The 21,350-nt window shown below is 73.2% G+C and carries 22 protein-coding genes; 15 read left to right on the top strand and 7 right to left on the bottom strand.

Features of this window, described 5'->3' with window-relative positions; all coding sequences use genetic code 11:
• The first annotated feature begins 14 nt into the window (after positions 1-14).
• The 7 genes from ACZ42A_RS37745 to mug all read left to right on the top strand — a co-directional run bounded on the left by ACZ42A_RS37745 (position 15) and on the right by mug (position 7,034).
• Positions 15-905 carry an LLM class F420-dependent oxidoreductase gene (locus tag ACZ42A_RS37745; RefSeq protein WP_468531891.1) on the top strand — a complete coding sequence of 297 codons (891 nt, stop codon included), beginning with the start codon at positions 15-17 and terminating at the stop codon, positions 903-905.
• A gap of 263 nt (positions 906-1,168) precedes the next feature.
• Positions 1,169-1,597: a GNAT family N-acetyltransferase gene (locus tag ACZ42A_RS37740; protein WP_468531890.1), complete on the top strand. Its 429-nt coding sequence runs from the start codon at positions 1,169-1,171 to the stop codon at positions 1,595-1,597.
• A gap of 154 nt (positions 1,598-1,751) precedes the next feature.
• Positions 1,752-3,080 (top strand): hemolysin family protein, encoded by a 1,329-nt coding sequence (locus ACZ42A_RS37735; protein WP_468531889.1) that lies wholly within the window; start codon positions 1,752-1,754, stop codon positions 3,078-3,080.
• Complete coding sequence (locus tag ACZ42A_RS37730) at positions 3,077-4,090, top strand: hemolysin family protein (RefSeq protein ID WP_468531888.1); 1,014 nt, start codon at positions 3,077-3,079, stop codon at positions 4,088-4,090. Before ACZ42A_RS37735 ends, ACZ42A_RS37730 begins: the two co-directional genes overlap by 4 nt.
• A 61-nt stretch (positions 4,091-4,151) precedes the next feature.
• Positions 4,152-4,949, top strand: a complete 798-nt coding sequence (locus ACZ42A_RS37725; protein WP_468531887.1) for an SGNH/GDSL hydrolase family protein — start codon at positions 4,152-4,154, stop codon at positions 4,947-4,949.
• 100 nt (positions 4,950-5,049) lie between these two features.
• A complete protein-coding gene (gene purB, locus ACZ42A_RS37720; protein WP_468531886.1) occupies positions 5,050-6,492 on the top strand; it encodes an adenylosuccinate lyase in 1,443 nt (480 codons plus the stop codon).
• A 104-nt stretch (positions 6,493-6,596) separates the two neighbouring features.
• Positions 6,597-7,034, top strand: a complete 438-nt coding sequence (gene mug, locus ACZ42A_RS37715; protein ID WP_468531885.1) for a G/U mismatch-specific DNA glycosylase — start codon at positions 6,597-6,599, stop codon at positions 7,032-7,034.
• An 11-nt stretch (positions 7,035-7,045) separates the two neighbouring features.
• Here the strand turns inward: mug and ACZ42A_RS37710 are convergent, their stop codons facing one another.
• The 3 genes from ACZ42A_RS37710 to ACZ42A_RS37700 are packed head-to-tail and all read right to left on the bottom strand — an operon-like array spanning position 7,046 to position 9,166.
• A complete protein-coding gene (locus ACZ42A_RS37710) occupies positions 7,046-7,477 on the bottom strand; it encodes a hypothetical protein (protein WP_468531884.1) in 432 nt (143 codons plus the stop codon).
• Positions 7,478-7,517: 40 nt separating this feature from the next.
• On the bottom strand, positions 7,518-8,243 hold the full coding sequence (locus ACZ42A_RS37705) for an ABC transporter permease (protein ID WP_468531883.1): 726 nt from the start codon (positions 8,241-8,243) through the stop codon (positions 7,518-7,520).
• A gap of 2 nt (positions 8,244-8,245) precedes the next feature.
• Complete coding sequence (locus ACZ42A_RS37700) at positions 8,246-9,166, bottom strand: ABC transporter ATP-binding protein (protein WP_468531882.1); 921 nt, start codon at positions 9,164-9,166, stop codon at positions 8,246-8,248.
• A 108-nt stretch (positions 9,167-9,274) separates the two neighbouring features.
• On the opposite strand from ACZ42A_RS37700, the gene ACZ42A_RS37695 reads away from it, so the two are divergent.
• The 3 genes from ACZ42A_RS37695 (at position 9,275) to ACZ42A_RS37685 (ending at position 12,553) form a co-directional block, all read left to right on the top strand.
• A complete protein-coding gene (locus ACZ42A_RS37695) occupies positions 9,275-10,429 on the top strand; it encodes a sensor histidine kinase (RefSeq protein ID WP_468531881.1) in 1,155 nt (384 codons plus the stop codon).
• A 200-nt stretch (positions 10,430-10,629) separates the two neighbouring features.
• Complete coding sequence (locus ACZ42A_RS37690) at positions 10,630-11,295, top strand: response regulator transcription factor (RefSeq protein WP_468531880.1); 666 nt, start codon at positions 10,630-10,632, stop codon at positions 11,293-11,295.
• A gap of 100 nt (positions 11,296-11,395) precedes the next feature.
• Positions 11,396-12,553 (top strand): ROK family transcriptional regulator, encoded by a 1,158-nt coding sequence (locus ACZ42A_RS37685; protein ID WP_468531879.1) that lies wholly within the window; start codon positions 11,396-11,398, stop codon positions 12,551-12,553.
• Positions 12,554-12,579: 26 nt separating this feature from the next.
• Here the strand turns inward: ACZ42A_RS37685 and ACZ42A_RS37680 are convergent, their stop codons facing one another.
• Positions 12,580-13,344, bottom strand: a complete 765-nt coding sequence (locus ACZ42A_RS37680) for a GntR family transcriptional regulator (protein ID WP_468531878.1) — start codon at positions 13,342-13,344, stop codon at positions 12,580-12,582.
• Positions 13,345-13,588: 244 nt separating this feature from the next.
• Positions 13,589-14,473 carry an RNA polymerase sigma-70 factor gene (locus ACZ42A_RS37675; RefSeq protein WP_468531877.1) on the bottom strand — a complete coding sequence of 295 codons (885 nt, stop codon included), beginning with the start codon at positions 14,471-14,473 and terminating at the stop codon, positions 13,589-13,591.
• A gap of 177 nt (positions 14,474-14,650) precedes the next feature.
• Here ACZ42A_RS37675 and ACZ42A_RS37670 point away from each other — a divergent pair, with 177 nt between their 5' ends.
• Positions 14,651-15,481, top strand: a complete 831-nt coding sequence (locus tag ACZ42A_RS37670) for an alpha/beta fold hydrolase (protein WP_468531876.1) — start codon at positions 14,651-14,653, stop codon at positions 15,479-15,481.
• A gap of 28 nt (positions 15,482-15,509) precedes the next feature.
• Here ACZ42A_RS37670 and ACZ42A_RS37665 read toward each other — a convergent pair whose 3' ends face one another.
• Together ACZ42A_RS37665 and ACZ42A_RS37660 are read right to left on the bottom strand one after the other, a co-directional pair.
• Positions 15,510-16,382 carry an alpha/beta fold hydrolase gene (locus ACZ42A_RS37665; RefSeq protein ID WP_468531875.1) on the bottom strand — a complete coding sequence of 291 codons (873 nt, stop codon included), beginning with the start codon at positions 16,380-16,382 and terminating at the stop codon, positions 15,510-15,512.
• Positions 16,379-16,897 carry an SRPBCC family protein gene (locus tag ACZ42A_RS37660; RefSeq protein ID WP_468531902.1) on the bottom strand — a complete coding sequence of 173 codons (519 nt, stop codon included), beginning with the start codon at positions 16,895-16,897 and terminating at the stop codon, positions 16,379-16,381. The genes ACZ42A_RS37665 and ACZ42A_RS37660 overlap by 4 nt, the downstream gene beginning before the upstream one ends.
• 416 nt (positions 16,898-17,313) lie before the next feature.
• Here ACZ42A_RS37660 and ACZ42A_RS37655 point away from each other — a divergent pair, with 416 nt between their 5' ends.
• The 4 genes from ACZ42A_RS37655 (at position 17,314) to ACZ42A_RS37640 (ending at position 21,261) form a co-directional block, all read left to right on the top strand.
• Positions 17,314-17,967 (top strand): HD domain-containing protein, encoded by a 654-nt coding sequence (locus ACZ42A_RS37655; protein WP_468531874.1) that lies wholly within the window; start codon positions 17,314-17,316, stop codon positions 17,965-17,967.
• Between the two features lie 44 nt (positions 17,968-18,011).
• Complete coding sequence (locus tag ACZ42A_RS37650) at positions 18,012-19,808, top strand: NAD(P)/FAD-dependent oxidoreductase (RefSeq protein ID WP_468531873.1); 1,797 nt, start codon at positions 18,012-18,014, stop codon at positions 19,806-19,808.
• Between the two features lie 218 nt (positions 19,809-20,026).
• Complete coding sequence (locus ACZ42A_RS37645) at positions 20,027-20,476, top strand: RNA polymerase sigma factor (protein ID WP_468531872.1); 450 nt, start codon at positions 20,027-20,029, stop codon at positions 20,474-20,476.
• A 53-nt stretch (positions 20,477-20,529) separates the two neighbouring features.
• Positions 20,530-21,261 carry a hypothetical protein gene (locus ACZ42A_RS37640; protein WP_468531871.1) on the top strand — a complete coding sequence of 244 codons (732 nt, stop codon included), beginning with the start codon at positions 20,530-20,532 and terminating at the stop codon, positions 21,259-21,261.
• The last annotated feature ends 89 nt before the right edge of the window (positions 21,262-21,350 follow it).

Here is a 21,350-nt window from a genome sequence, read left to right as displayed (position 1 = left end):
GCTGAGGAGAGTTCATGCCACGCCCGTTCCGGTTCGGCGTCAACCTGATGTCCGCGGCACCCGCCGCCGAGTGGCGGGCGAAGTGCCGCCGGGCCGAGGAACTGGGCTACGACGTGCTGCTCGTCCCCGACCATCTGGGCATGCCGGCGCCGTTCCCCGCCCTGGTGGCGGCGGCCGAGGCGACCGAGCGCCCGCGCGTGGGCACGTTCGTGCTCAACGCGGGTTTCTGGAACCCGGCGCTGCTCGCCCGTGAGGTGGCCACGACGGACGCGCTCACCGGCGGCCGGCTGGAACTCGGCCTCGGCACCGGCTACGTCCGCGCGGAGCACGAGACCGCCGGGCTGCCATGGGGCTCCCCCGGCGAGCGGGTGGACCATCTGCGACGCACGGTGGAGGAGCTGGACCGGCTGCTCGGCTCCGACGAGTTCCAGCCGGGCCCCGTTCAGCGGCCCCGGGTGCCACTGCTCATCGGCGCGGGCGGCGACCGGATGCTGCGGCTGACCGCCGAGCACGCGGACATCGCGGCGTTCACCGGCGCGCGGGCGGTGCCCGGGAGCGCGTCGGGGCAGTTGCTCCCGGTGACGGCCGAGGAGCTGGACGAGCGGGTGGCGCTGTTCCGGCGGCTGGCCGCGGGCCGCGAGGAGCCGGCCGAGCTGAACGTGCTGATCCAGCTGGTCACGGTCACCGAGGACCGGGAGGCGGCGCTGCGGCCCTTCCTGCCCCATGTGCCGCATCTGACCACGGAGCAGGCGCTGGAGCTGCCGATCGTGCTGGTGGGCACCGTGGAGCAGATCGTCGAGCAGGTGCTGGAGCGGCGGAAGCGGTACGGGTTCTCGTATCTGACGGTCCTGGAGCCGGCGATGGAGGCGTTCGCTCCGGTGATGGCGGCGCTGCGCGGGCGTTGACTCTCGCGTGCGGTCTGTAGCTCAGGCGGCTGCGCCGGGCGGGGCGGGCGGCTGCCGCGCGGAGGCCGGAGACTGCCACGCGCAGGCCAGGAGACTGCCACGCGCAGACCGAGCGGCTGCCGCGCGGAGGCCAGGAGACTGCCACGCGCAGGCCGAGCGGCTGCTGTTCGCCGACCACGCGCCTGCGGACCGCATTGCCTGCGCCTGCCGTCCGCATGCTGGAATTTCGCCTCCCGCGCGGTGCGCCGTGATGGGATTCCGGCATGAGTGACCTGCGGATACGGGCCGCGACGCCCGACGACCTCGACACCGTGCTGGCCTTCTGGAAGACCGCCGCGGAGGGGACGAGCATCAGCGACGACCGGGACGGGGTGGAGCGGCTCGTCGCGCGCGATCCCGAGGCGCTGATCCTGGCGGAGCGGGCCGGCGAGCTGGTGGGCACGGTGATCGCCGGGTTCGACGGGTGGCGGTGCCATCTGTACCGGCTGGCGGTGCATCCGGAGCGGCGCCGTCAGGGCATCGGTACGGCGCTGCTGGCCGCGGCGGAGGAGCGGTTCGTACGGCTCGGGGGGCGCCGCGGCGACGCGATGGTGCTGACCCGGAACGAGACCGCGCACCAGGCCTGGCGCGCGGCGGGGTACGCGCCGGAGGAGCAGTGGCGGCGCTGGGTGAAGCCGCTGACCGAATCCTGACCGATCCTCGACCTTTTTTGCTGACCCTTTACTATTGGAGGATCACTCGGTCCTCCAATGAAAGGTGTGAACGTCCGCCCATGGGCGAGCCTCCCAGTACCCGACATCGCGCGAACCTCCCGGCCCTGGCCGACGATGGGATGGAGGTGACCCGATGATCGAAGTGCTGCTCTTGCTCGTGGCCATCTTGCTGTCGCTCATCTGCGGCGCCTTCGTCGCGGCGGAGTTCTCCCTGACCACGGTCGAACGCGGCGACCTGGAGCACGCCGCGGAGCGCGGCGAGCGCGGCGCGGCGGGCGCGCTGAAGGCCGTACGCAATCTGACCTTCCAGCTCTCCGGCGCGCAACTCGGCATCACCGTCACCAACCTGGTGGTCGGCATGCTCGCCGAGCCGTCGATCGCCCGGCTGATCGCAGGCCCGCTGCGGGGCATCGGCGTCTCCCGGACCGCGGCCTCCTCGATCGCCCTGGTGCTCGGCACGGCGCTGTCGACGGTGTTCCTGATGGTCGTGGGCGAGCTGGTGCCCAAGAACTGGGCGATCTCCTCGCCGCTGGCCGTGGCCAAGCGGGTGGGCAACGCCCAGCGCTGGTTCAGCGCGCTGTTCCGGCCGTTCATCACCCACCTCAACAACACCGCCAACCGGGTGGTGCGCCGCCTCGGCATAGAGCCCGCCGAGGAGCTGGCCTCCGCGCGCGGGCCGCAGGAGCTGGCCGCCCTCGCCCGGCACTCCGCCCGGGAGGGCGCCCTGGAGCCGGACACCGCCGAGCTGTTCGTGCGCACCCTGAACCTCGCCGACCTGACCGCGGAGAACGTCATGACGCCCCGCGTCCAGGTCATCGCTCTGGACGCGCAGGCGACCTGCGAGGATGTGGCGAACGCGACCCGGGCGACCGGCCTGTCCCGGTTCCCGGTCTACCGCGGCAGCCTCGACTCCGTGGTGGGCACCGCGCACATCAAGGACATCCTGGCCGTCCCCGCCGAGCGCCGGGCCCGGGTGCCCGTGTCCGAGCTGATGCGGGAGCCGCTGCTGGTGCCGGAGACGCTGACCGTGGACCGGCTCCTCGACCGGCTGTCCGGCCGCCGCACGATGGCCGTGGTCATCGACGAGTACGGCGGCACGGCGGGCGTCGCCACCCTGGAGGACATCGTCGAGGAGGTCGTCGGCGAGGTCCGCGACGAGCACGACCCGCACGAGACGCCCGACCTGGCTCCGGCCGGCACCGACGAGGGCGGCCACGCCCTGTACTCGGCGGACGGCGCCGCCCGCATCGACCAGCTGGCCCGGGTGGGCCTGCGGGCGCCGGAGGGGCCGTACGAGACGCTGGCGGGCCTGGTCGCCAACGAGCTGGGCCGCATTCCCGCCGTCGGGGACGTGGTGCGGGTCGTCGGCTGGCGGATGGAAGTGGTGGACGCCTCCGGGCGCAGGGCGGCGCGGGTGCTGCTGTGCGCGCCGCTGGACGACGAGAAGGAGGCGCGCGCATGACCGCCGTACAGCTGTTGATCGGTCTGGCGACCCTCGTCGTCAACGCCTTCTTCGTCGGCGCCGAGTTCGCGCTGATCTCCGTGCGGCGCGCGCAGATCGAGCCGTACGCCGACCGGGGCGACCGGCGCGCCAAGAGCGTGCTCTGGGGGCTGCAGCACGTGTCCGCGCTGATGGCGGCGGCGCAGCTCGGGATCACGCTGTGCACGCTGGTCCTGGGTGTGGTCGCCGAGCCGGCGATCGCGCATCTGCTGGAGCCCGTCTTCCACGCGATGGGCGTGCCGAGCGGTGCCGGGCACGCGGTGTCGTTCGTCATCGCGCTGACGCTGGCCACGTATCTGCACATGCTGCTGGGCGAGATGGTGCCGAAGAACATCGCGCTCGCGGAGCCGGTGCGCAGCGCGCTGCTGCTCGGTCCGCCGCTGGTGACGCTGTCACGGGCGCTGCGGCCGGCGATCTTCACGATCAACGCCTTCGCGAACGCGCTGCTGAAGCTGCTGGGCATCCACACCCGGGACGAGGTGACGTCGACCTTCTCGGACGCCGAGCTGGCCCGGCTGGTCAAGGACTCCGGTGCGGCCGGGCTCATCGACGACCGGGCGCAGGAGCGGCTGCACGACGCGCTGGAGCTGGGCCGCCGGCCCGTGCGCGACGTCGTCCTGCCGCTGGAACGCGTGGTCTACGCGCGCGTGGGCGTCACCCCGGAGAAGCTGGAGCACCTCTCGGCCGAGTCCGGCTTCTCCCGCTTCCCGGTCGTCGACGAGGGACGCCGGATCGTCGGCTACCTCCACGTCAAGGACGCCCTGGACGCCTCCCCGCGCGATCTGCCGTTCCGCCTGCGCGACATGCGCTCCATCGCCCGCGTCCGCGAGACGACCCCGCTGGACGACGTCCTGACCGCGATGCGCGGCAGCCGCACCCACCTGGCAGCCGTCCTCGGCGCCGACGGACGGCTGGCGGGGCTGGTGACGATGGAGGACGTGCTGCGGGAGCTGTTCGGGCAGCGGGCCTGAGCGTCCGGCTGCCGGGGGGACCGACCGGCGGGTATGTGCCCCGGGATACCATCGGGACGCCATGCAGAAGAACTCCCCTCCCACGCACACCAGCCTGGTCGCGGTCGGCGACTCCTTCACCGAGGGCATGTCGGATCTGCTGCCCGACGGCTCCTACCGGGGCTGGGCCGATCTGCTCGCCGCGCGGATGGCCGCGCGCTCGCCCGGCTTCCGGTACGCCAACCTCGCGGTGCGCGGCAAGCTGATCGGGCAGATCGTCGACGAGCAGGTCGGGGTCGCCGCCGCGATGGGGGCCGATGTGATCACGCTCGTCGGCGGTCTCAACGACACCCTGCGGCCCAAGTGCGACATGGGCCGGGTGCGGGGCCTGCTGGAGGAGGCCGTGGAGCGGCTGGCGCCTGCTTGCAAGCAGCTGGTGCTGATGCGCAGCCCCGGACGCCAGGGCCCCGTCCTGGAGCGGTTCCGGCCGCGCATGGAGGAGCTGTTCGCCTGCGTCGACGAGCTGGCCGCCCGGCACGGCGCGGTCGTCGTCGACCTGTACGGCGCGCCCGCCCTGGCCGACCCCCGCCTGTGGGACGTCGACCGGCTGCATCTGACGGGCGAGGGGCACCGCCGGGTCGCCGAGGCCGTCTGGCAGACCCTGGGCTACGAGCCCGAGGACCCGGACTGGCACGTCCCGCCGCCGGCCACCGCGCCGCCCGGCTGGGTCGCCCGCCGGGTCGCCGACGTCCGCTTCACCCGCCGGCACCTGCTGCCGTGGATCGGGCGGCGGCTGACCGGGCGGTCCTCCGGGGACGGCCGCCCGCCGAAGCGGCCCGAGCTGCTGCCCTACGAGGCGGTCGCCGACGCCGGGGCGTGACGGCGCACCGACTTCACAGGCGCGTGACGGCCGTCTCGTAGCTTCCGCCGAACGAGCCCGTGGCGCTGGCCTGCACGAACCGCCAGTAGAATCTGGACACGTGACTTCAGCGCCCGCCAAGCCCCGCATCCCCAACGTCCTCGCCGGACGCTACGCCTCCGCCGAGCTCGCCACGCTCTGGTCGCCCGAGCAGAAGGTCAAGCTGGAGCGTCAGCTCTGGCTCGCCGTGCTGCGGGCCCAGAAGGACCTCGGGATCGAGGTGCCGGACGAGGCGATCGCCGACTACGAGCGTGTCCTCGACACCGTCGACCTGGCCTCCATCGCCGAGCGCGAGAAGGTCACCCGGCACGACGTGAAGGCGCGGATCGAGGAGTTCAACGACCTCGCCGGGCACGAGCACGTGCACAAGGGCATGACCTCCCGCGACCTCACCGAGAACGTCGAGCAGCTCCAGATCCGGCTCTCCCTGGAGCTGATGCGCGACCGCACGGTCGCCGTGCTGGCCCGCCTCGGCAAGCTGGCCGCCGAGTACGGCGAGCTGGTCATGGCCGGCCGCTCCCACAACGTCGCCGCCCAGGCCACCACCCTCGGCAAGCGCTTCGCGACCGCCGCCGACGAGCTGCTGGTCGCCCACGCCCGGGTCGAGGAGCTGCTGGGCCGCTACCCGCTGCGCGGCATCAAGGGCCCGGTCGGCACCGCCCAGGACATGCTGGACCTGCTCGGCGGGGACGCGGCCAAGCTGGCCGACCTGGAGGGGCGGATCGCCGCCCACCTGGGCTTCGCGCAGGCCTTCACCTCCGTCGGCCAGGTCTACCCGCGCTCCCTCGACTACGAGGTCGTCACCACGCTGGTGCAGCTGGCCGCCGCGCCCTCCTCGCTGGCCAAGACCATCCGGCTGATGGCCGGGCACGAGCTGGTCACCGAGGGCTTCAAGCCGGGCCAGGTCGGCTCCTCGGCGATGCCGCACAAGATGAACACCCGCTCCTGCGAGCGTGTCAACGGCCTCATGGTCATCCTGCGCGGCTACGCCTCGATGACCGGCGAGCTGGCCGGCGACCAGTGGAACGAGGGCGACGTGTCCTGCTCGGTGGTGCGCCGGGTGGCGCTCCCCGACGCGTTCTTCGCGCTGGACGGCCTGCTGGAGACGTTCCTGACCGTGCTCGACGAGTTCGGCGCCTTCCCGGCGGTCGTCGCCCGTGAGCTGGACCGCTACCTGCCGTTCCTCGCCACCACCAAGGTGCTGATGGGCGCCGTGCGCGCGGGTGTCGGCCGCGAGGTCGCCCACGAGGCCATCAAGGAGAACGCCGTCGCCTCCGCGCTCGCCATGCGCGAGCAGGGCGCCGAGCGCAACGAGCTCCTCGACAAGCTGGCCGCCGACGAGCGCATCCCGCTCGACCGCGCCGGGCTGGACGCGCTGATGGCCGACAAGCTGTCCTTCACGGGCGCCGCCGCCGACCAGGTCGGGGTCGTCGTCGGCCGGATCGAGGAGATCGTGAAGCAGCACCCGGAGGCCGCGGGTTACACCCCCGGAGCGATCCTCTGACCCGCTTCACCCCGGCGGACCTGGAGGCCGCCCGCGACCGTCTGGTACCGGACGTCGTCGCGGACGGCCTCCGCGTGCTGTTCTGCGGCATCAACCCCGGGCTGATGACCGCCGCGACCGGCCACCACTTCGCCCGCCCCGGCAACCGCTTCTGGCCGGTGCTGCACCTGTCCGGGTTCACACCCCGGCTGCTGAAGCCGGCCGAGCAGGGCGAGCTGCTGTCGTACGGGCTCGGCATCACCAACGTGGTGGCGCGGGCGACCGCCCGGGCCGACGAGCTGAGCGCCGAGGAGTACCGGGAGGGCGGGCGGCAGCTGGCGCTCAAGGTGGCGCGCCTGCGCCCGCGCTGGCTCGCGGTGGTCGGCGTCACCGCCTACCGGGCCGCGTTCGACGACCGCAAGGCTCAGGTCGGGCCCCAGGAGCGGGTCATCGGGGACACGCGCGTGTGGGTGCTGCCCAACCCCAGCGGGCTGAACGCCCACTGGACGGCGCGGACGATGGCGGAGGAGTTCGCCCGGCTGCGGACCGCCGCCGAGGATTGATCAGCCGCGCGTCACGGCGGGTCCGTCTCCGTGACCACCGCGAGCAGCCGTATCGCGTCCACCGGGTCCCGGTCGGCCACGGCGACCGCGACCCAGCGGCCGGTGCCGTCCGCCTGCCACACGTACGCCTCGTCGGTCAGGTGGCTCAGGCTCGCCCACGGCTCGGGTATCTCCTCGCCGCGCAGCCCGCGCACCCGCAGCGTCAGCATGCCCCACGCGGGCACTGGTCCCCATCTCTCCCGCAGCCGTTGGGCGATGGCCTCCTTGTGGGCGTCGACGTCCTCGGCGGTGTGCTCCCCCGGCGCCTCCTTCCCCTCCCCCGCGTGCAGTTCCGCCATGAAGTAGCCCGGGCCCGCCCGGCCCACGTCCGACCAGCCGTGCTCCACGGGGAAGGGGCGCAGGCACAGCCGGTCGATCGTGTCCAGGCACCGTGCGATGTCCATGCCGCCAGTAAACCCGCCACCACTGACAATTGGCGTGGCGTCAGGCGTCCCGGCGCCGGACGCTCCACACCCCCGCCGCCACCGAGGCGGCCGTCCACAGCGCGGTCACGGCGAGTCCGGTCCACGGGCCGAGGGAGCCGTCCGGGCTTGCGTGCAGGACGACTTGACCGGCCCGGTCCGGCAGGTACTCGGGCAGCCCGCCGGTGGAGCTTCCGATGACGAACGACACCACCAGCAGCAGCGGGACGAGGATGCTGAGCGCGCCGATGGCGCTGCGCAGCAGGGCCGTGAGTCCGGCCGCGAACAGGGCCATCAGCGCGAGGTAGACGCCGCAGCCGAGGACGCCGCGCAGCTGCTGACCCACCGTGAGCCCGTCCGCGGCCGACCCCATGCCCGCGCGCGAGACGACCAGCGCGGCGGCGCCGGTGACCAGTCCGACGAGGAACGCCGGTACCGCGACGGCGGTCAGCTTGGCCGTGAACCAGCGACCCCGTTGGGGCACCGCGGCGAAGGCGAGGCGGAGCCCGCCGCCGGAGAACTCGGAGGAGACGGCGAGGGCGCCGAAGGCGATGGCCGCGATCTGGCCGGGCCCGATCCCGAGGAAGGCCGTGAACAGCGGGTCGAACTCGGGGTCCGAGGTGCTGCCGGTGGCGGCGATCGCGGAGAACGCCGTGGTCACGGCGAACAGCGCGACGAGCGCGCCGTACAGCGAGCGCAGGGTGCGGATCTTCAGCCACTCCGCGTGCAGGACGGGGATGAACGGCATGGTCAGGCCTCCTGGGGCTGGGCGGTGAACTCGGTCTCGGCGGCGGTCAGGTCGAGGTAGGCCTGCTCCAAGGTGCCTTCCTTGGCCGTCAGTTCGAGGACGGCCAGCCGGGCTTCGGAGACGATGCGGCCGATCTCCTCCACGCGCGCGTGCTGCACGATCCACCCGCCGTCCTCGCTCGGGGCGGCCTCGTGGCCGTGCCGGGCGAGCAGATCGCGCAGCGCGGCGTCGTCGGTGGTGCGCACCCGGACGCGGGGCTGCACACGCGCGTCGATGAAGTCCCGCATCGGCATGTCGGCGAGCAGCCGTCCCCGGCCGAGGACCACCAGGTGGTCGGCGAAGGACGCGGTCTCGTTCATCAGATGGCTGGAGACCAGGACCGTGCGGCCCTCGTCGGCGAGCCGGCGCAGCAGCGTGCGGATCCAGATGATGCCCTCCGGGTCCAGGCCGTTGGACGGCTCGTCGAGCATGATCACGGGCGGGTCGCCGAGCAGGGCCGCCGCGATGCCGAGGCGCTGGCGCATACCGAGGGAGTACGTCCTGACCCGGCGGCGGGCGGCGGTGGCCAGGCCCGTCTCCTCCAGCACCTCGTCCACCCGGGAGACCGGGACGCGGTTGCTCGCGGCGAGGGTGCGCAGATGGTCGCGGCCGGTGCGCGAACCGTGCGCGGCCTGGGCGTCGAGCAGGGCACCGACCTGGCGCAGCGGTTCGCGCAGGGTGGCGTAGGGGCGGCCGCCGACGGTCGCGGTGCCGGACGTCGGCCGGTCGAGGCCGAGCACGAGCCGCATGGTGGTGGACTTCCCGGCGCCGTTGGGGCCGAGGAAGCCGGTGACGCGGCCGGGCCCGACGGTGAAGGTGAGGTGGTCGACGGCGCGCCGGGTGCCGTACTCCTTGGTGAGGTCTCGGACGTCGATGCTGGTCATGGCGTCAGACTGGCGCCCGGGCCAGGGGTGTCGCCTCCCCTGCGCGGGGAGTTCGTCTCCCCCGCGCGGGGGAGGCCCGTTGTCAGTGGTGGCTGGCACGATGAGGCAATGGTCCGCATGCTCCGCCCGCTGCTGCGCGGGACGACGTACACGCGCCTGCTGCATCTGTGGGTTCCGGTGCTGCTGGTCAGCGTGTGGTTGTTCATCGACATGACGCGGCCGTGGGTGCCCGCGCTGCTGCTCGTCCCGATCGGGCTGATCCCGGCCGTGCGGCGGGGCGAGGGGCTGCAGGCGCGGTTCATGCTGACACCGGACGAGCCGGACTCGGGTATCTCCACCGCGCCGTCGGCCACTTGGGGCGACCGGCTGCGCACGGTGCTGTGGCTGGAGGTCCGGATGGTCCTGGGCACGGCGGCCGTGTTCGCGAGTGTGTGGATGCCGCTCTTCAGCGTCGACCTGGTCGCGGCGTCGCTCGGCCGGGAGCCGTACGACAACCCGCTCCTGCGGATCGACGAACCCCACTGGGGCTATGCCCTGCTGGCCCCGGTGCCGCTGGTCCTGATGGCCGCCGGGGTGGTGGGGCTCGGGGAACTGATCACGGCGATCGCGCGGCGGCTGCTCGGGCCGTCGGCGGCCGAGCGGCTGGCCGCCCTGGAGGAGCGCACCGAGCGGTTGCTGGAGCGCAACCGGATCGCGCGGGAGCTGCACGACTCCATCGGGCACGCGCTGACCGTGGCGGTGGTGCAGGCGGGCGCCGCGCGCGCGGCGGGCGATCCGGCGTTCACGGACCGGGCGCTCGGCGCGATCGAGGAGACCGGGCGGGCCGCGCTGGAGGACCTCGACCGGGTGCTCGGCATTCTGCGCGAGGCGGAGCGTCCGGTGAGCGGCCGTCCGACGCTCGTCGAGGCTGACCGGCTGCTGGAGTCCGCGCGGGCGTCCGGGACGAAGGTCGACGCGGAGTTCTCCGGGCCGCTGGCGGAGGTGCCCGGCCCGGTCTCCCGGGAGGGTTACCGCATCCTCCAGGAGGCGCTCACCAATGTCCTGCGGCACGCGGACGGCGTCCCGGCGCGGGTGCGGATCGCGGTCGCGGACGGCCGGCTCGACCTGGAGGTCCGCAATCCGCTGCCGGCGGCGATACCGGGGCCCGGTCGCGGCAGCGGACTGCGTGGGATACGGGAACGGGCGGCGCTGCTCGGCGGCCGGGCGCACACGGGGCCGGACGACGGTGACTGGCAGGTGCACGTCGAGCTGCCGCTGAGCTGATCTAGGGCCTGTCTTCCGGATCAGGCCGGCTGCAAGATGCGGTGCGTCTTGGCCGACCCGAGCGGGATCTGGTGCGTGCAGCTGCAAGGCGGAGGAGGGAGTCGACGCGGAGCGTCGGCGACCGACGACAACGCGGCAGATGCGCGTGCCAGATCCCGCGACGCCGGCATGATCCGGAAGACAGGCCCTAGGCTGGGCGGGTGCCGCCGATCACCGTGCTTCTCGTCGACGACGAACCCCTCGTCCGCGCGGGTCTGCGCGCCGTTCTGGAGGCGCAGTCCGATCTGGAGGTGGTCGGGGAGGCCGCCGACGGGGCCGCGGTGATCCCGCTGGTGCGGCAACTGCGGCCCGACGTGGTCGCCATGGACGTACGGATGCCGCTGCTGGACGGGATCGAGGCCACCCGCGCGGTGCTGCGGACCGTGCCGGACCCGCCGAAGATCCTGGTGGTGACGACGTTCGAGAACGACGAGTACGTCTACGAGGCGCTGCGGGCCGGGGCCGACGGGTTCCTGCTGAAGCGGGCCCGGCCGGCGGAGATCGTGCACGCGGTGCGGCTGGTCGCGGAGGGTGAGTCGCTGCTGTTCCCGGCGTCGGTGCGGCAGCTGGCCGCCGAGTACGGCGACGGCGGCGGGAACCCGGCCGCGCGGGCGGCGCTGGAGCGGGCGCAGCTGACCGAGCGGGAGGCGGAGGTGCTGCGGCTGATGACGCGGGGCCTGTCGAACGCGGAGATCGCCGGGCAGCTGGTGGTCGGCACGGAGACGGTGAAGTCGCATGTCAGCGCGGTGCTGGCGAAGCTGGGGGCACGGGATCGCACGCAGGCGGTGATCGCGGCGTACGAGTCGGGGTTCGTCTCCCCCGGCTGACGGGGGCAGGGGGCGTGCGCCGGGCCGGGGGGCGCTCGCCGGGGTGTCCGGTGCCGAGTACGATCCGGCCAACACGCGCACGAGCTGGAAGGACGGGACGTTGGCGGGGCTGACCGGCGGGGATCCCTCGCTGCTGCGAAGGATCAACAGCGCGGTGGTGCTCCACGCGCTGCGTGCCACGGACTGCGCGACGCTGACCGAGATCACCCGGGTCACCGGACTGTCCCGGCCGACCGTCGAGGGCGTCGTCGAGGGGCTCATCGAGGCCGGGCTGGTCGTCGAGAAGGCCGCCGAGGAGGGCGCCGCCCGGCGTCAGGGGCGGCCGGCCCGGCGGTTCCGGTTCCGGGCCGAGGCCGGGCATCTGCTGGGCCTGGAGATCGGGCCGCACCGGGTCGCCGCGCTCCTCTCCGACCTGGACGGCAAGGTGCTCGGCGCGCAGGCCAAGGACGTCTCCGAGACGGCGCCGGCGGACGAGCGCCTGGAGCGGCTGCGCACGGCGGTCGCCGAGCTGCTGCGCCGGGTCGGGGTGGCCCGCGGGTCGCTGCGCGCGGTGGGCGTGGCCACACCGGGCATCGTCGAGGCGGACGGCACGGTCCGGCTGGGCACGGCGCTGCCCGGCTGGACGGGGCTGCGGCTCGGCGAGCGGCTGGGCCGGTCCTTCAAGTGCCCGGTGCTGGTGGAGAACGACGCCAACGCGGCGGCCGTCGCCGAGCACTGGAAGGGCTCGGCGACCGAGTCCGACGACATGGTGTTCGTGCTGGCCGGGCTGAGCCCGGGCGCGGGTGCGCTGATCGGCGGGCGGCTGCACCGGGGGTACGGCGGGGCTGCCGGGGAGATCGGCGCGCTGCATCTGCTGGGCCGGGAGGCGACGCCGGAGACGCTGCTGTCCACGACGGACGAGCCGCTGCACCCGCTGGACGAACAGCAGGTCGCCGAGGTGTTCGCGCGGGCCCGGGAGGGCGACCGGCGCGCCCGTGCGGCGGTCGACCGGTTCATCCAGCGGCTGGTCCACGACGTGGCCGCGCTGGTCCTGGCACTCGACCCCGAGCTGGTGGTGATCGGCGGCTGGGCCGCGGGCCTGGACGGGGTCCTCGACCCGCTGCGCCGGGAGCTGGCCCGCTACTGTCTGCGCCCGCCGAAGGTCGCCCTCTCCCGGCTCGGCGAGGCCGCCGTGGCCATGGGCGCCCTGCGGCTCGCCCTCGACCACGTGGAGGAACAGCTGTTCGCGGTCGAGGGCACGGTGACGGCTCGGCGCTGACGGCCGGCGTCACCGGTGGGCAGGTCTCAGGAAGCCCGGCGCTCCGGGTCCTCGTGGATCTCGACGCCCCCGGAGTCGCCGAAGGTCAGCCGGCAGGTGTCCGCGCGGTAGGTGGCGACGGAGAGCGCGGCGGTGCGGCCCCCGGCGACGAAGCGGGTGGTGACGACGAGGACGGGGGCGCCCGGCAGGCGGTCCAGCTCCTTGGCGTCGTCCGCGCGGGCCGAGCCCAGCTCCACCGCGCTGTCCCGCCCCTCCAGCTCCAGCCGCTGCAGTTCGCGCAGCACCGCACGCGCGCGTGCCGGTCCGGACGGGGCGTCGATGGCGGTCAGGTCGGGCACCGAGGACGCGGGGATGTAGAGCAGTTCCGCGGCGACCGGCTGGCCGTGGGTGGTCCGGGTGCGGCGGACGGTGTGCACGGGCTCGTCGCGGCCGGTCTCCAGGGCGTCGGCGACGGCGGCGGGCGGGGCCGCGGTGGTGCAGTCGGCGGCCTGCCAGGCGTCGTCGCCGGGCGCGCCGGGCCAGGAGTGCTGCTCGGTGCCGACGGCGACCCCCACGCGCGGCGGCGCCACGGTCGTACCGACGCCGCGGCGGCGCTGCAGCCGGCCTTCCAGTTCGAGCTGTTCCAGGGCCTGGCGCAGGGTCGCGCGGGCGACGCCGAAGCGGGCGGCGAGCTCCCGCTCGTTGGGCAGGATCTCCCCGACGGAGAACTCGGAGTCCAGTGCCTCGGTGAGCACGGTCTTGAGATGCCAGTACTTCGGTTCCGGCACCGATTCCAGCTGCGTGGTCCCCACCCTGTCCTCCGCAATCGCCGTGAGCCCGCGGCGTTTTAGCGCCCTTGTTTATTAAAGGTTGTTGCACTTGTCTGCGACCATAGGGCGCCCCCCACCCTTGGTCAAGACCAATCCTCGATCCCCGCGCGGCGCACGGGAGCGCCGCAGCGGAGCGTTCATGAGGCGTTCGTACGGCTCCGGGTTCGTGACACGACGGCGAAGCCCCCGTCGCGGGACGGGGGCTTCGCCGGTGGTGCGGGGCCGGTCAGTCGCCGACCGGGAAGGACCGCAGCTTGTCGGGGTTGCGGATGATGTAGACGGACTGGACGCGCCCGTCGAGGACGTCGAGCTGGAGCACGGAGTCGGGCCGGTCGCCGTCCATCACCAGGACCGCCGGGCCGCCGTTGACCTCCAGGAACCGGAAGGACACCGGTCCGCGCTGTCCGGCGGCGCCGACGAGGAAGCGGCCCACCTTGTCGGCGCTCTCGATGACCCGCAGCGGCGCCCGGGACTTGCCGCCGCTGTCGCCGACCAGCCGGACGTCGGGAGCGAGCAGCGCCATCAGGCCGGTGAGGTCGCCTTCCGCGGCCGCGGTGAGGAAGCGTTCGGTGAGGTCGCGGCGGTGGGCGGGGTCGACGTCGTAGCGGGGCCGTCGCTCCTCGACGTGCTTGCGGGCGCGGCCGGCCATCTGCCGTACGGCCGGTTCGCCGCGGTCGAGCAGGGCGGCGATCTCGGCGTAGGGATAGCCGAAGGCCTCCCGGAGCACGAACACCGCCCGCTCCAGCGGTGACAGCGACTCCAGGACGACGAGGACGGCGAGCGAGACCGAGTCGGCGAGCACGGCCCGCTCGGCGGTGTCCGGAACGGTGTCCTCATAGGCGGTGACGTAGGGCTCGGGCAGCCAGGGGCCGACGTAGGTCTCGCCGCGCGCCTTGATCTGGCGGAGCCGGTCGATGGCGAGGCGGGTGGTGATGCGCACCAGGTAGGCGCGCGTTTCGCGCACCTCGCTCCGGTCGGCGCCGGCCCAGCGCAGCCAGGCGTCCTGGACCACGTCCTCCGCGTCGGCCACGCGGCCGAGCATGCGGTAGGCGACTCCCAGGAGGAGGGGGCGGTGCGCTTCGAAGACGTCGGTGGCGGTGTCGGTGGTCACGGCGCCATCCCAGCCGACGGGCAGGGCGGGTGTCCAGGCGAATTCCGGTGCGGCGCGGCGGAAGTGCGCCGGGGCGCGCGCTCGGGCGCGGTGGGGAGCGCCCGGGGGCTACCCGTCGGTAGCAATTGCTGACAGGGTGTCTACGCAATGTCCCCCGGCGCAATCACGAGGAGCAGTATGTCCGCCACCGTCTCCTTCGAGGTCCTCACCCCCTCCGGGCCTCGGCCGATGACCCTCTCCTACGCGCGCGCGGGCGACGGCGAACCGTTGCTTCTGCTGCACGGCATAGGCCACCACCGGCAGGCCTGGGACCCGGTGATACCCGTGCTGGCCAAGGAGCGTGACGTGATCGCCGTCGACCTGCCCGGGTTCGGGGCGTCCCCGGCGCTCCCGGACGGGCTGGCGCACGACCTGCCGACGATGACCGCCGTGCTCACGGCCCTGTGCGAGGCGCTGGAGATCGAGCGGCCGCATGTCGCGGGCAACTCGCTGGGCGGACTGCTGGCGCTGGAGCTCGGCCGCGCGGGACGGGTCCGTTCGGTCACGGCGCTGTCCCCGGCCGGCTTCTGGTCGGAGGCCGAACGACGCTACGCCTTCGGCATGCTGACGGCGATGCGGCAGATCGCCCGGCGCACGCCCCCGTCGGTGGTGGAGCGGCTGGCGCCGTCCGCGGTCGGCCGGACGCTGCTGACGAGCACCATCTACGGCCGACCGGCCCGGCGCGCGCCCGAGGCCGTGGTCGCCGAGACCCGGGCGCTGGCCCAGGCGCAGGGGTTCGCCGAGACTCTGCGGTCGGGCCGGACCGTGCGGTTCACCGACGACGTGCCGGGGCTGCCGGTCACCGTGGCCTGGGGCAGCCGGGACCGGCTGCTCGTGCCCCGGCAGGGGATCCGCGCCAAGACCGTCATCCCCCGGGCCCGGCTGGTCCGGCTGCCCGGCTGCGGTCACGTGCCGATGAACGACGACCCGGCGCTGGTCGCGCGCGTGCTGCTGGACGGCAGCCGCTAGACCCTGTCGTTCGGCAGGCGCTCGCGGGTCACTCGGCCAGCGCCTTGAGGACCTCCCGCAGGACGGTCGGGTTGTACGGCATGCTGACGTGCGGCGTGTGGTCCTCCGGGTCGATGTCCTGGAGGACCAGGTTCTTCACGTAGTGGCCCGGGGTCTCCTTGAGGGCGCACGACTCGTACGGGGTGACCACGTCGTCGTACCTGGTCGCGATGACCGTGTAGCGCACCCCCTCGCTGGTCTCGCCGAGGCCGGTGAGTTCGCGCATGAACTCGCTGTCGGACTGCAGCTGCGGCCAGGCCGGCACGGTCACCTGGACCGGGCCCTGCTCGACCAGTTCCTTCGCGCCCGGGATCTGGCGGGCCATCCGCATCAGGCCCTGCGCGGTGATCCCGCGGGTGCCGGGCGCGATGCCGACCAGATGGTGCACCTTGGGGGCGCCGCCCAGGGCCTGGATGTAGTACCGGGGCATCATGCCGCCCTGCGAGAAGCCCACCATGTCGACCTGCTCGGCGCCGGTCCGCCGTAACACCTCGTCGACGAAGTCCGCGAGCTGCCGGGCGGATTCCCGGATGTCGCCGAGCCCGAAGATCAGCGGGTTCAGGTGCTGCCCGTAGTCGAGCCGGAAGATCCGGTAGCCGTGCTCCCGCAGCAGCGGGGCGGCCTTGGACCAGGTGTAGCCGCGGTTGCCGAACGTGCCGTGCACCAGCACGACCGGGCGCGGGTGCTCGGGTGAGAGCGGCAGGTCCCAGTCGTCCTGGCCGGCCTGCACGTCGACCGTGGCGATGACGCCGGCCGCGCCGGCCTCGCCCAGCGCGCCCAGCCGCTCGGGCGCCTCGGCGATGTCGGTCGTGATGTCGTCGGAGTTCAGGCCGGGGATGTTGGGTTTCGGGAAGAGACTCATGGCGGGTCCTCTCTGACGGCCGGTCGGGGTACGAGCGGGGCGGCGACGGCGCGGAGCAGTCGGACGTACGGACTCCACCGCACGGGGCGCGCCACCCGCCCGGTCAGGGCGCGTTCGGCGCAGTCGAGGCTGTCGCGGAACACGGCGTCGTGCAGGGGGCGGAAGAACAGCGTCCAGGCCGGCCAGCGTGCGCCGCGCGGGCGCAGCACCAGGGTGTGGCGCAGCATGCTGCGGTGCTCGCCGAGGCGTTCCACGCTGAACTCGTGGAAGCCGTGGAAGCCCTTCGGCCCGGTGAAGCGGAAGCGCATCCACTGGCCCGGCACGTAGTGGCTCACCACGTACCGCACGGGGCCGTGTCCGCCGGAGACGCCGACGGCCGGCGGCCCGTCGAACCGGAGGCGCGGCCAGCCGGGCGGCCACAGCCGGTCCTCCTCCCCGCCCAGTGAGTCGAGCAGGGCGCCGACGGCCTCGGCCGGGACGGGGAGCGTGCGCGCGTGGACGTTGACGACAGCGATCATGGCCTTCTGCCTCAGGGAACGGGGACGGTGGGCGCGGGTCGCGTCATCCCGAGGCTGCCCCAGCGCCCGCCCGCGGGCACCCCCCGAACGGGGCCCGTCGAGGCAGGCGGGCGCGGGCGGGCCCGGCGGCGTGCCGCACGCACGCCCTGGCTGCGCGACCGTGCGCGGGCGGGGATCCGGAGCCGGCCGCGTATCGCCCGTCGGCCCGTCTCAAACGGCCGGTTACCGCCCTCCTTTTGTGCCCTGGACGAGTGAATGCCCCTGATTCCAAGCCGACTTCACGGGACCCGTGGGGTCGAAGTCCGGCCAAGGTTCGAACCCGCCGCGGGACACGGGAGGGGAAGCGGAATCCGGAGCGTAAAGAGAGATGAGACAGGCGCAACCAGCATGGCGCATATGCGAGGGGGTGGGGTATGTCCGCGTGGCTGCCCGACGCGGGTGATTCCGGGCCCGGCGGGAGCGGACGGCGCGGTGAGCCGGCCGAGCCGCTGCCGGACGCGTGGCGCCCGCTGCTCGCCGAGCCGGGTCTGGCGCAGGTGTGGGGGGATCCGCTGGCGGACGCGGCGCTGCGGGAGCTGCGCCGGCTGGTGCCGCCCCGGAGCGCGCTGCACTCGCTGCGCACCTTCCTGCTGGCCGACGCCTGGGCGCGGGCCCGCGGGGTCGGCTACGACCGGGCCGGTCTGCTCGCCGCGGCGGTCTTCCACGACACCGGGCTGACCGGGAGCGCGCCGCGGGTGCGCGGCGGTTTCCCGTGCCGATCGGCCGTGCTGCTCGACCGCTTCCTGGCCGGGCACGGGGTGGACGGGGCGCGGCGTACGGCGCTGACCCGCGCGGTGCGCGAGCACATGCGGCCCGTCCCGGCCCCGGACGCCGGCGCCGAGGCACGACTGCTGCACTTCGGTGCCTGGCTGGACGTCACGGGGCGCGGTTTCCACCGGCTGCCCGGGGAGCGGCGCCGGCTGGCCGCTCTGGCGCCCACGCCCTGGTTCGCCGTCTCGTTCTCCGCCCGGGTGGCCGTCTGCGGGCTGCGCCGGGTCCTGCCGGACTCCTCGGCCGCCGCGGGCTGAACTCCGGCTCGGCCACTCGCTCTTCCGTCGAAAGGACCGTAGGCATGACTGTCGACAGGCAAGACGACCAGCGTGTGTTCGATGTCGCCATCATCGGGGGCGGCATCGGCGGGACCATGCTCGGGGCGATCCTGGCGCGCCACGGCGTGCGGGTGCTGCTCCTGGAGGGAAGCGGCCATCCCCGGTTCGCCATCGGCGAGTCCACCGTCCCGGAGACCACGTTCGGCCTCCGGGTGCTGGCCCGCCGCTACGACGTACCGGAGATCGAGCATCTGGCGACCAACGGGGCGCTGCGCCGCCATGTGTCGTCGAACTGCGGGGTGAAGCGGAACTTCGGCTTCGTCTATCACCGCGAGGGCGAGCCGACCCGGGCCAAGGAGTGCACCCAGTACCCGACGTGGGGGCCGCCGCTGGGCCCCGACTCGCACTACTTCCGGCAGGACGTGGACGCGTACATGTTCCACGTGGCCGTCGCCTACGGCGCGACCGCGTACACCCACACGCTGGTCGACGACGTGAAGTTCGAGGACGACGGGGCCACCATCGTGACCCGGGAGAAGGGCACCTTCCAGGCGTCGTACGTGGTGGACGCCGGCGGGATGCGGGCGATCCTGCCCGAGCGGCTGGGCCTGCGGCAGGAGCCGCCGTACCGCACGCGGTCGCGCACGATCTTCACGCACATGGTGAACGTGCGTCCCTTCGACACCGTCGCGCCCCCGCGCGAGGAGCACGGGATGCCGAGCCCGTTCAGCCAGGGCACCCTGCACCATCTCTTCGAGGGCGGGTGGTTCTGGGTCATCCCGTTCGACAACCACTCGGCGAGCACCAGCGAGCTGTGCAGCGTCGGCGTCAATCTCGACCTGGACCGGTATCCGCGCCCGGAGGGCGTCTCCGCCGAGGAGGAGTTCTGGCGCCACGTCCGGCGGTTCCCCAGCGTGGCCCGGCAGTTCGAGCACGCGCGGTCGGTACGGCCGTACGTCTCCACCGACCGGACCCAGTTCTCCACGCAGCGGGTGGTGGGCGACCGGTGGTGTCTGCTGCCGCACGCCAGCGACTTCATCGACCCGCTGTTCTCCAGCGGTCTCGCGGTGACGGTGATGTCGCTCAACGCGCTCGGCCACCGGCTCATCGACGCCGTACGCCAGAACGACTTCGCCACCGAGCGATTCGCGTATCTGGAGACGTGGATCAAGCGGATGTTCCGGTTCTACGACGACCTGGTGTCGTGCAGCTACATTTCCTTCGACGACTTCGAGCTCTGGAATGCCTGGAACCGGGTGTGGACCATCACCACGCTGTACGGGACCAATGCCCAGAACCAGGCCGCGGTGAAATTCGAGAAGACGCGTGACCGGGCGGTTTTCGACGCCCTGGAAACGCCGCCGTACCGGGGGCTCCAGGGCGTCGACAATCCGTGGGTCGAGCGGCTCTTCAACCAGTCCCGGGACGCCGTACTGGCCTACCGTGACGGGAACCTGACGAAAGATCAGGTGATCGCGCGGATCTTCGAGCTGCTGCGTGAGAGCGAGCTGTGCCCGGACGTGTGGGGCACCCTCGACCCCGAGGACCGCTGCCCGGCGGGCGTGTTCACGCTCTGGCCGCTGATGCGGATCCTGCTGTGGGGCAAGTTCCGCTCCCCGCGGCACGTGCGGGGTTCCTACTTCACCGGGGGCGGCCGGATGGTCGGCAAGGAGGCGGTGGAGGCGTACACGACGAGCCTGCGGCAGGGCGCCTCCACGGTCCAGCAGACGGTCCGGGACATGTGGGTCAACTGGAACCGGGACTGGACCCGGCGGCCGGCTCCGCGCACGGTGAATCCCGGCGGGCGGCAGAGCAAATGAAAAATCATTCCTGCTGATTCGGAAACACCCCGCCACGGTTTGCCGCGCCTGAGCCTCGGGTAGGAAAACCATACGGCCGAGAGGAAATGGAATCCGGCTGTCATTCCCCCTGCCTGATCGAGAGACAACGGGCCGCAATTCTCATGGCGCTACATTCCACCTGCCAATCGCCCGCTGCATGCTCCTGGGAAGAAATCTTCCAGCATCAGGACCGCCTCATGCGGTTGGTTCGACGAAGACTCCCGAGCTATCAGGACGCCGAGGACTGCGTCCAGGAAACCATGGCCCGGGCCGCGGCACACACCACACTGGACCGCGATCGACTGGGCCCTTTCCTGACCTCCGTGGCCCTTCGCCTCTGCATCGACTTCTACCGTGACATGGAGCGACGCAGACGTCTGCTCCAGCGCACGGCGTTTCTGGACGACCCCGGCACGACCGAGGAGGACGTCTGCGACGAGGATTTCGGTCGGTGGTTACTGACCCAGGTCCGCCAGCTCCGCGGCCGGGAACAAGAAGTGATACTGGCCCGCGCGGCGGGAATTTCCACGGCGGAATTCGCGCGTATGCACAACATTTCCGTGAAAGCAGCGGAATCCGCATTCACGCGAGGCCGGGCACGCCTGAAACTGGTCTGCACAAAGGCCCTGGACGATCGCGTCGGATAAATCCCGGCAGCACCTGCTGCCACACCGCACAGACAGCGAAAGGAAATCCTTCCATGGGCAGCAACAAGAACCTTCAGGACATCATGAAGGACTTCGTCGGCTCGGTGACCGATGCCTGGAAAGACATGATCGACGACCTCATCAACCGGCCGGACGACAAGGGCAGGTCCGGCACAGCCGCGAACCCGGCCCAGGCGCTGGCCGGGCTACCCGTGGACGTCCTGGGCGCCCTCTCCCAGGCCCTCAACCCGGCCGCCGCCGCCCAGCTCCTCGGCGGCGGCGCGGGCAACCCGCTCGCCGCCCTCAACGCCCTCACCGGGGGCGGGGCCGCCGCCAACCCGCTCGCCGCCCTCGGCGCGCTCAACGCGCTCACCGGGGGCGGTGCCGCGGCCAACCCGCTCGCCGCGCTCAACATGCTCGGCGGCGCGGCGGGCGGACTCGGCGGGCTCGGCCAGCTCGCGGGCGGCGTGGGCCAGCTGGCCGGCGGTGTCGGGCACGCGGCGGGCGGGATGGGCAACGTGCTCAACACGGCCGCCGCGCTGCCCGCCCAGCTCGCGCAGATGGCGGCGGTTCCCGCCCAGCTCGCCCAGGCCGTCCCCGGGTTGGGGCAGGCCGTCCCCGGGGTCGGCCAGGCGGTCGCCGGGGTCGCGGGCGCCGTCCCCGGCGTCGGCCAAGCCGTGTCCGGGCTCGCGGGCGCGGTGCCCGGCGTCGGCGGGCTGCTCGGCGGCGGCTCGTCCGGCGGGGGCGGCTCCTCCGAGCGGAGCGGCGAGTCCCACAAGTCCTGACCGCACCCGAACCAGCCCTGACCACCCCCGACTCGTCCCGCTCCCCCGGTCGCGCCACGCCCTCGGGCGCACGGCCGCGGCCCCGCGGT

Source organism: Streptomyces sp. NPDC030838, assembly GCF_055572035.1.
The sequence above is the reverse complement of the archived record's forward strand: the minus strand, read 5'-3'. Positions and strand labels throughout refer to the sequence as shown.

Excerpts from the sequence above, each read along its gene's own strand:
- ACZ42A_RS37700 (WP_468531882.1), bottom strand. The coding sequence starts at position 9,166 with ATGACCAGCATCGACGTCCGAGACCTCACCAAGGAGTACGGCACCCGG.
- ACZ42A_RS37710 (WP_468531884.1), bottom strand. The coding sequence starts at position 7,477 with ATGGACATCGCACGGTGCCTGGACACGATCGACCGGCTGTGCCTGCGC.
- ACZ42A_RS37650 (WP_468531873.1), top strand. The coding sequence starts at position 18,012 with ATGACTGTCGACAGGCAAGACGACCAGCGTGTGTTCGATGTCGCCATC.
- ACZ42A_RS37705 (WP_468531883.1), bottom strand. The coding sequence starts at position 8,243 with ATGCCGTTCATCCCCGTCCTGCACGCGGAGTGGCTGAAGATCCGCACC.
- ACZ42A_RS37745 (WP_468531891.1), top strand. The coding sequence starts at position 15 with ATGCCACGCCCGTTCCGGTTCGGCGTCAACCTGATGTCCGCGGCACCC.
- ACZ42A_RS37725 (WP_468531887.1), top strand. The coding sequence starts at position 4,152 with ATGCAGAAGAACTCCCCTCCCACGCACACCAGCCTGGTCGCGGTCGGC.
- ACZ42A_RS37665 (WP_468531875.1), bottom strand. The coding sequence starts at position 16,382 with ATGAGTCTCTTCCCGAAACCCAACATCCCCGGCCTGAACTCCGACGAC.
- ACZ42A_RS37740 (WP_468531890.1), top strand. The coding sequence starts at position 1,169 with ATGAGTGACCTGCGGATACGGGCCGCGACGCCCGACGACCTCGACACC.
- ACZ42A_RS37640 (WP_468531871.1), top strand. The coding sequence starts at position 20,530 with ATGGGCAGCAACAAGAACCTTCAGGACATCATGAAGGACTTCGTCGGC.
- ACZ42A_RS37730 (WP_468531888.1), top strand. The coding sequence starts at position 3,077 with ATGACCGCCGTACAGCTGTTGATCGGTCTGGCGACCCTCGTCGTCAAC.
- mug (WP_468531885.1), top strand. The coding sequence starts at position 6,597 with ATGACCGCCGCGACCGGCCACCACTTCGCCCGCCCCGGCAACCGCTTC.
- ACZ42A_RS37655 (WP_468531874.1), top strand. The coding sequence starts at position 17,314 with ATGTCCGCGTGGCTGCCCGACGCGGGTGATTCCGGGCCCGGCGGGAGC.
- ACZ42A_RS37670 (WP_468531876.1), top strand. The coding sequence starts at position 14,651 with ATGTCCGCCACCGTCTCCTTCGAGGTCCTCACCCCCTCCGGGCCTCGG.
- ACZ42A_RS37735 (WP_468531889.1), top strand. The coding sequence starts at position 1,752 with ATGATCGAAGTGCTGCTCTTGCTCGTGGCCATCTTGCTGTCGCTCATC.
- ACZ42A_RS37695 (WP_468531881.1), top strand. The coding sequence starts at position 9,275 with ATGGTCCGCATGCTCCGCCCGCTGCTGCGCGGGACGACGTACACGCGC.
- ACZ42A_RS37645 (WP_468531872.1), top strand. The coding sequence starts at position 20,027 with ATGCGGTTGGTTCGACGAAGACTCCCGAGCTATCAGGACGCCGAGGAC.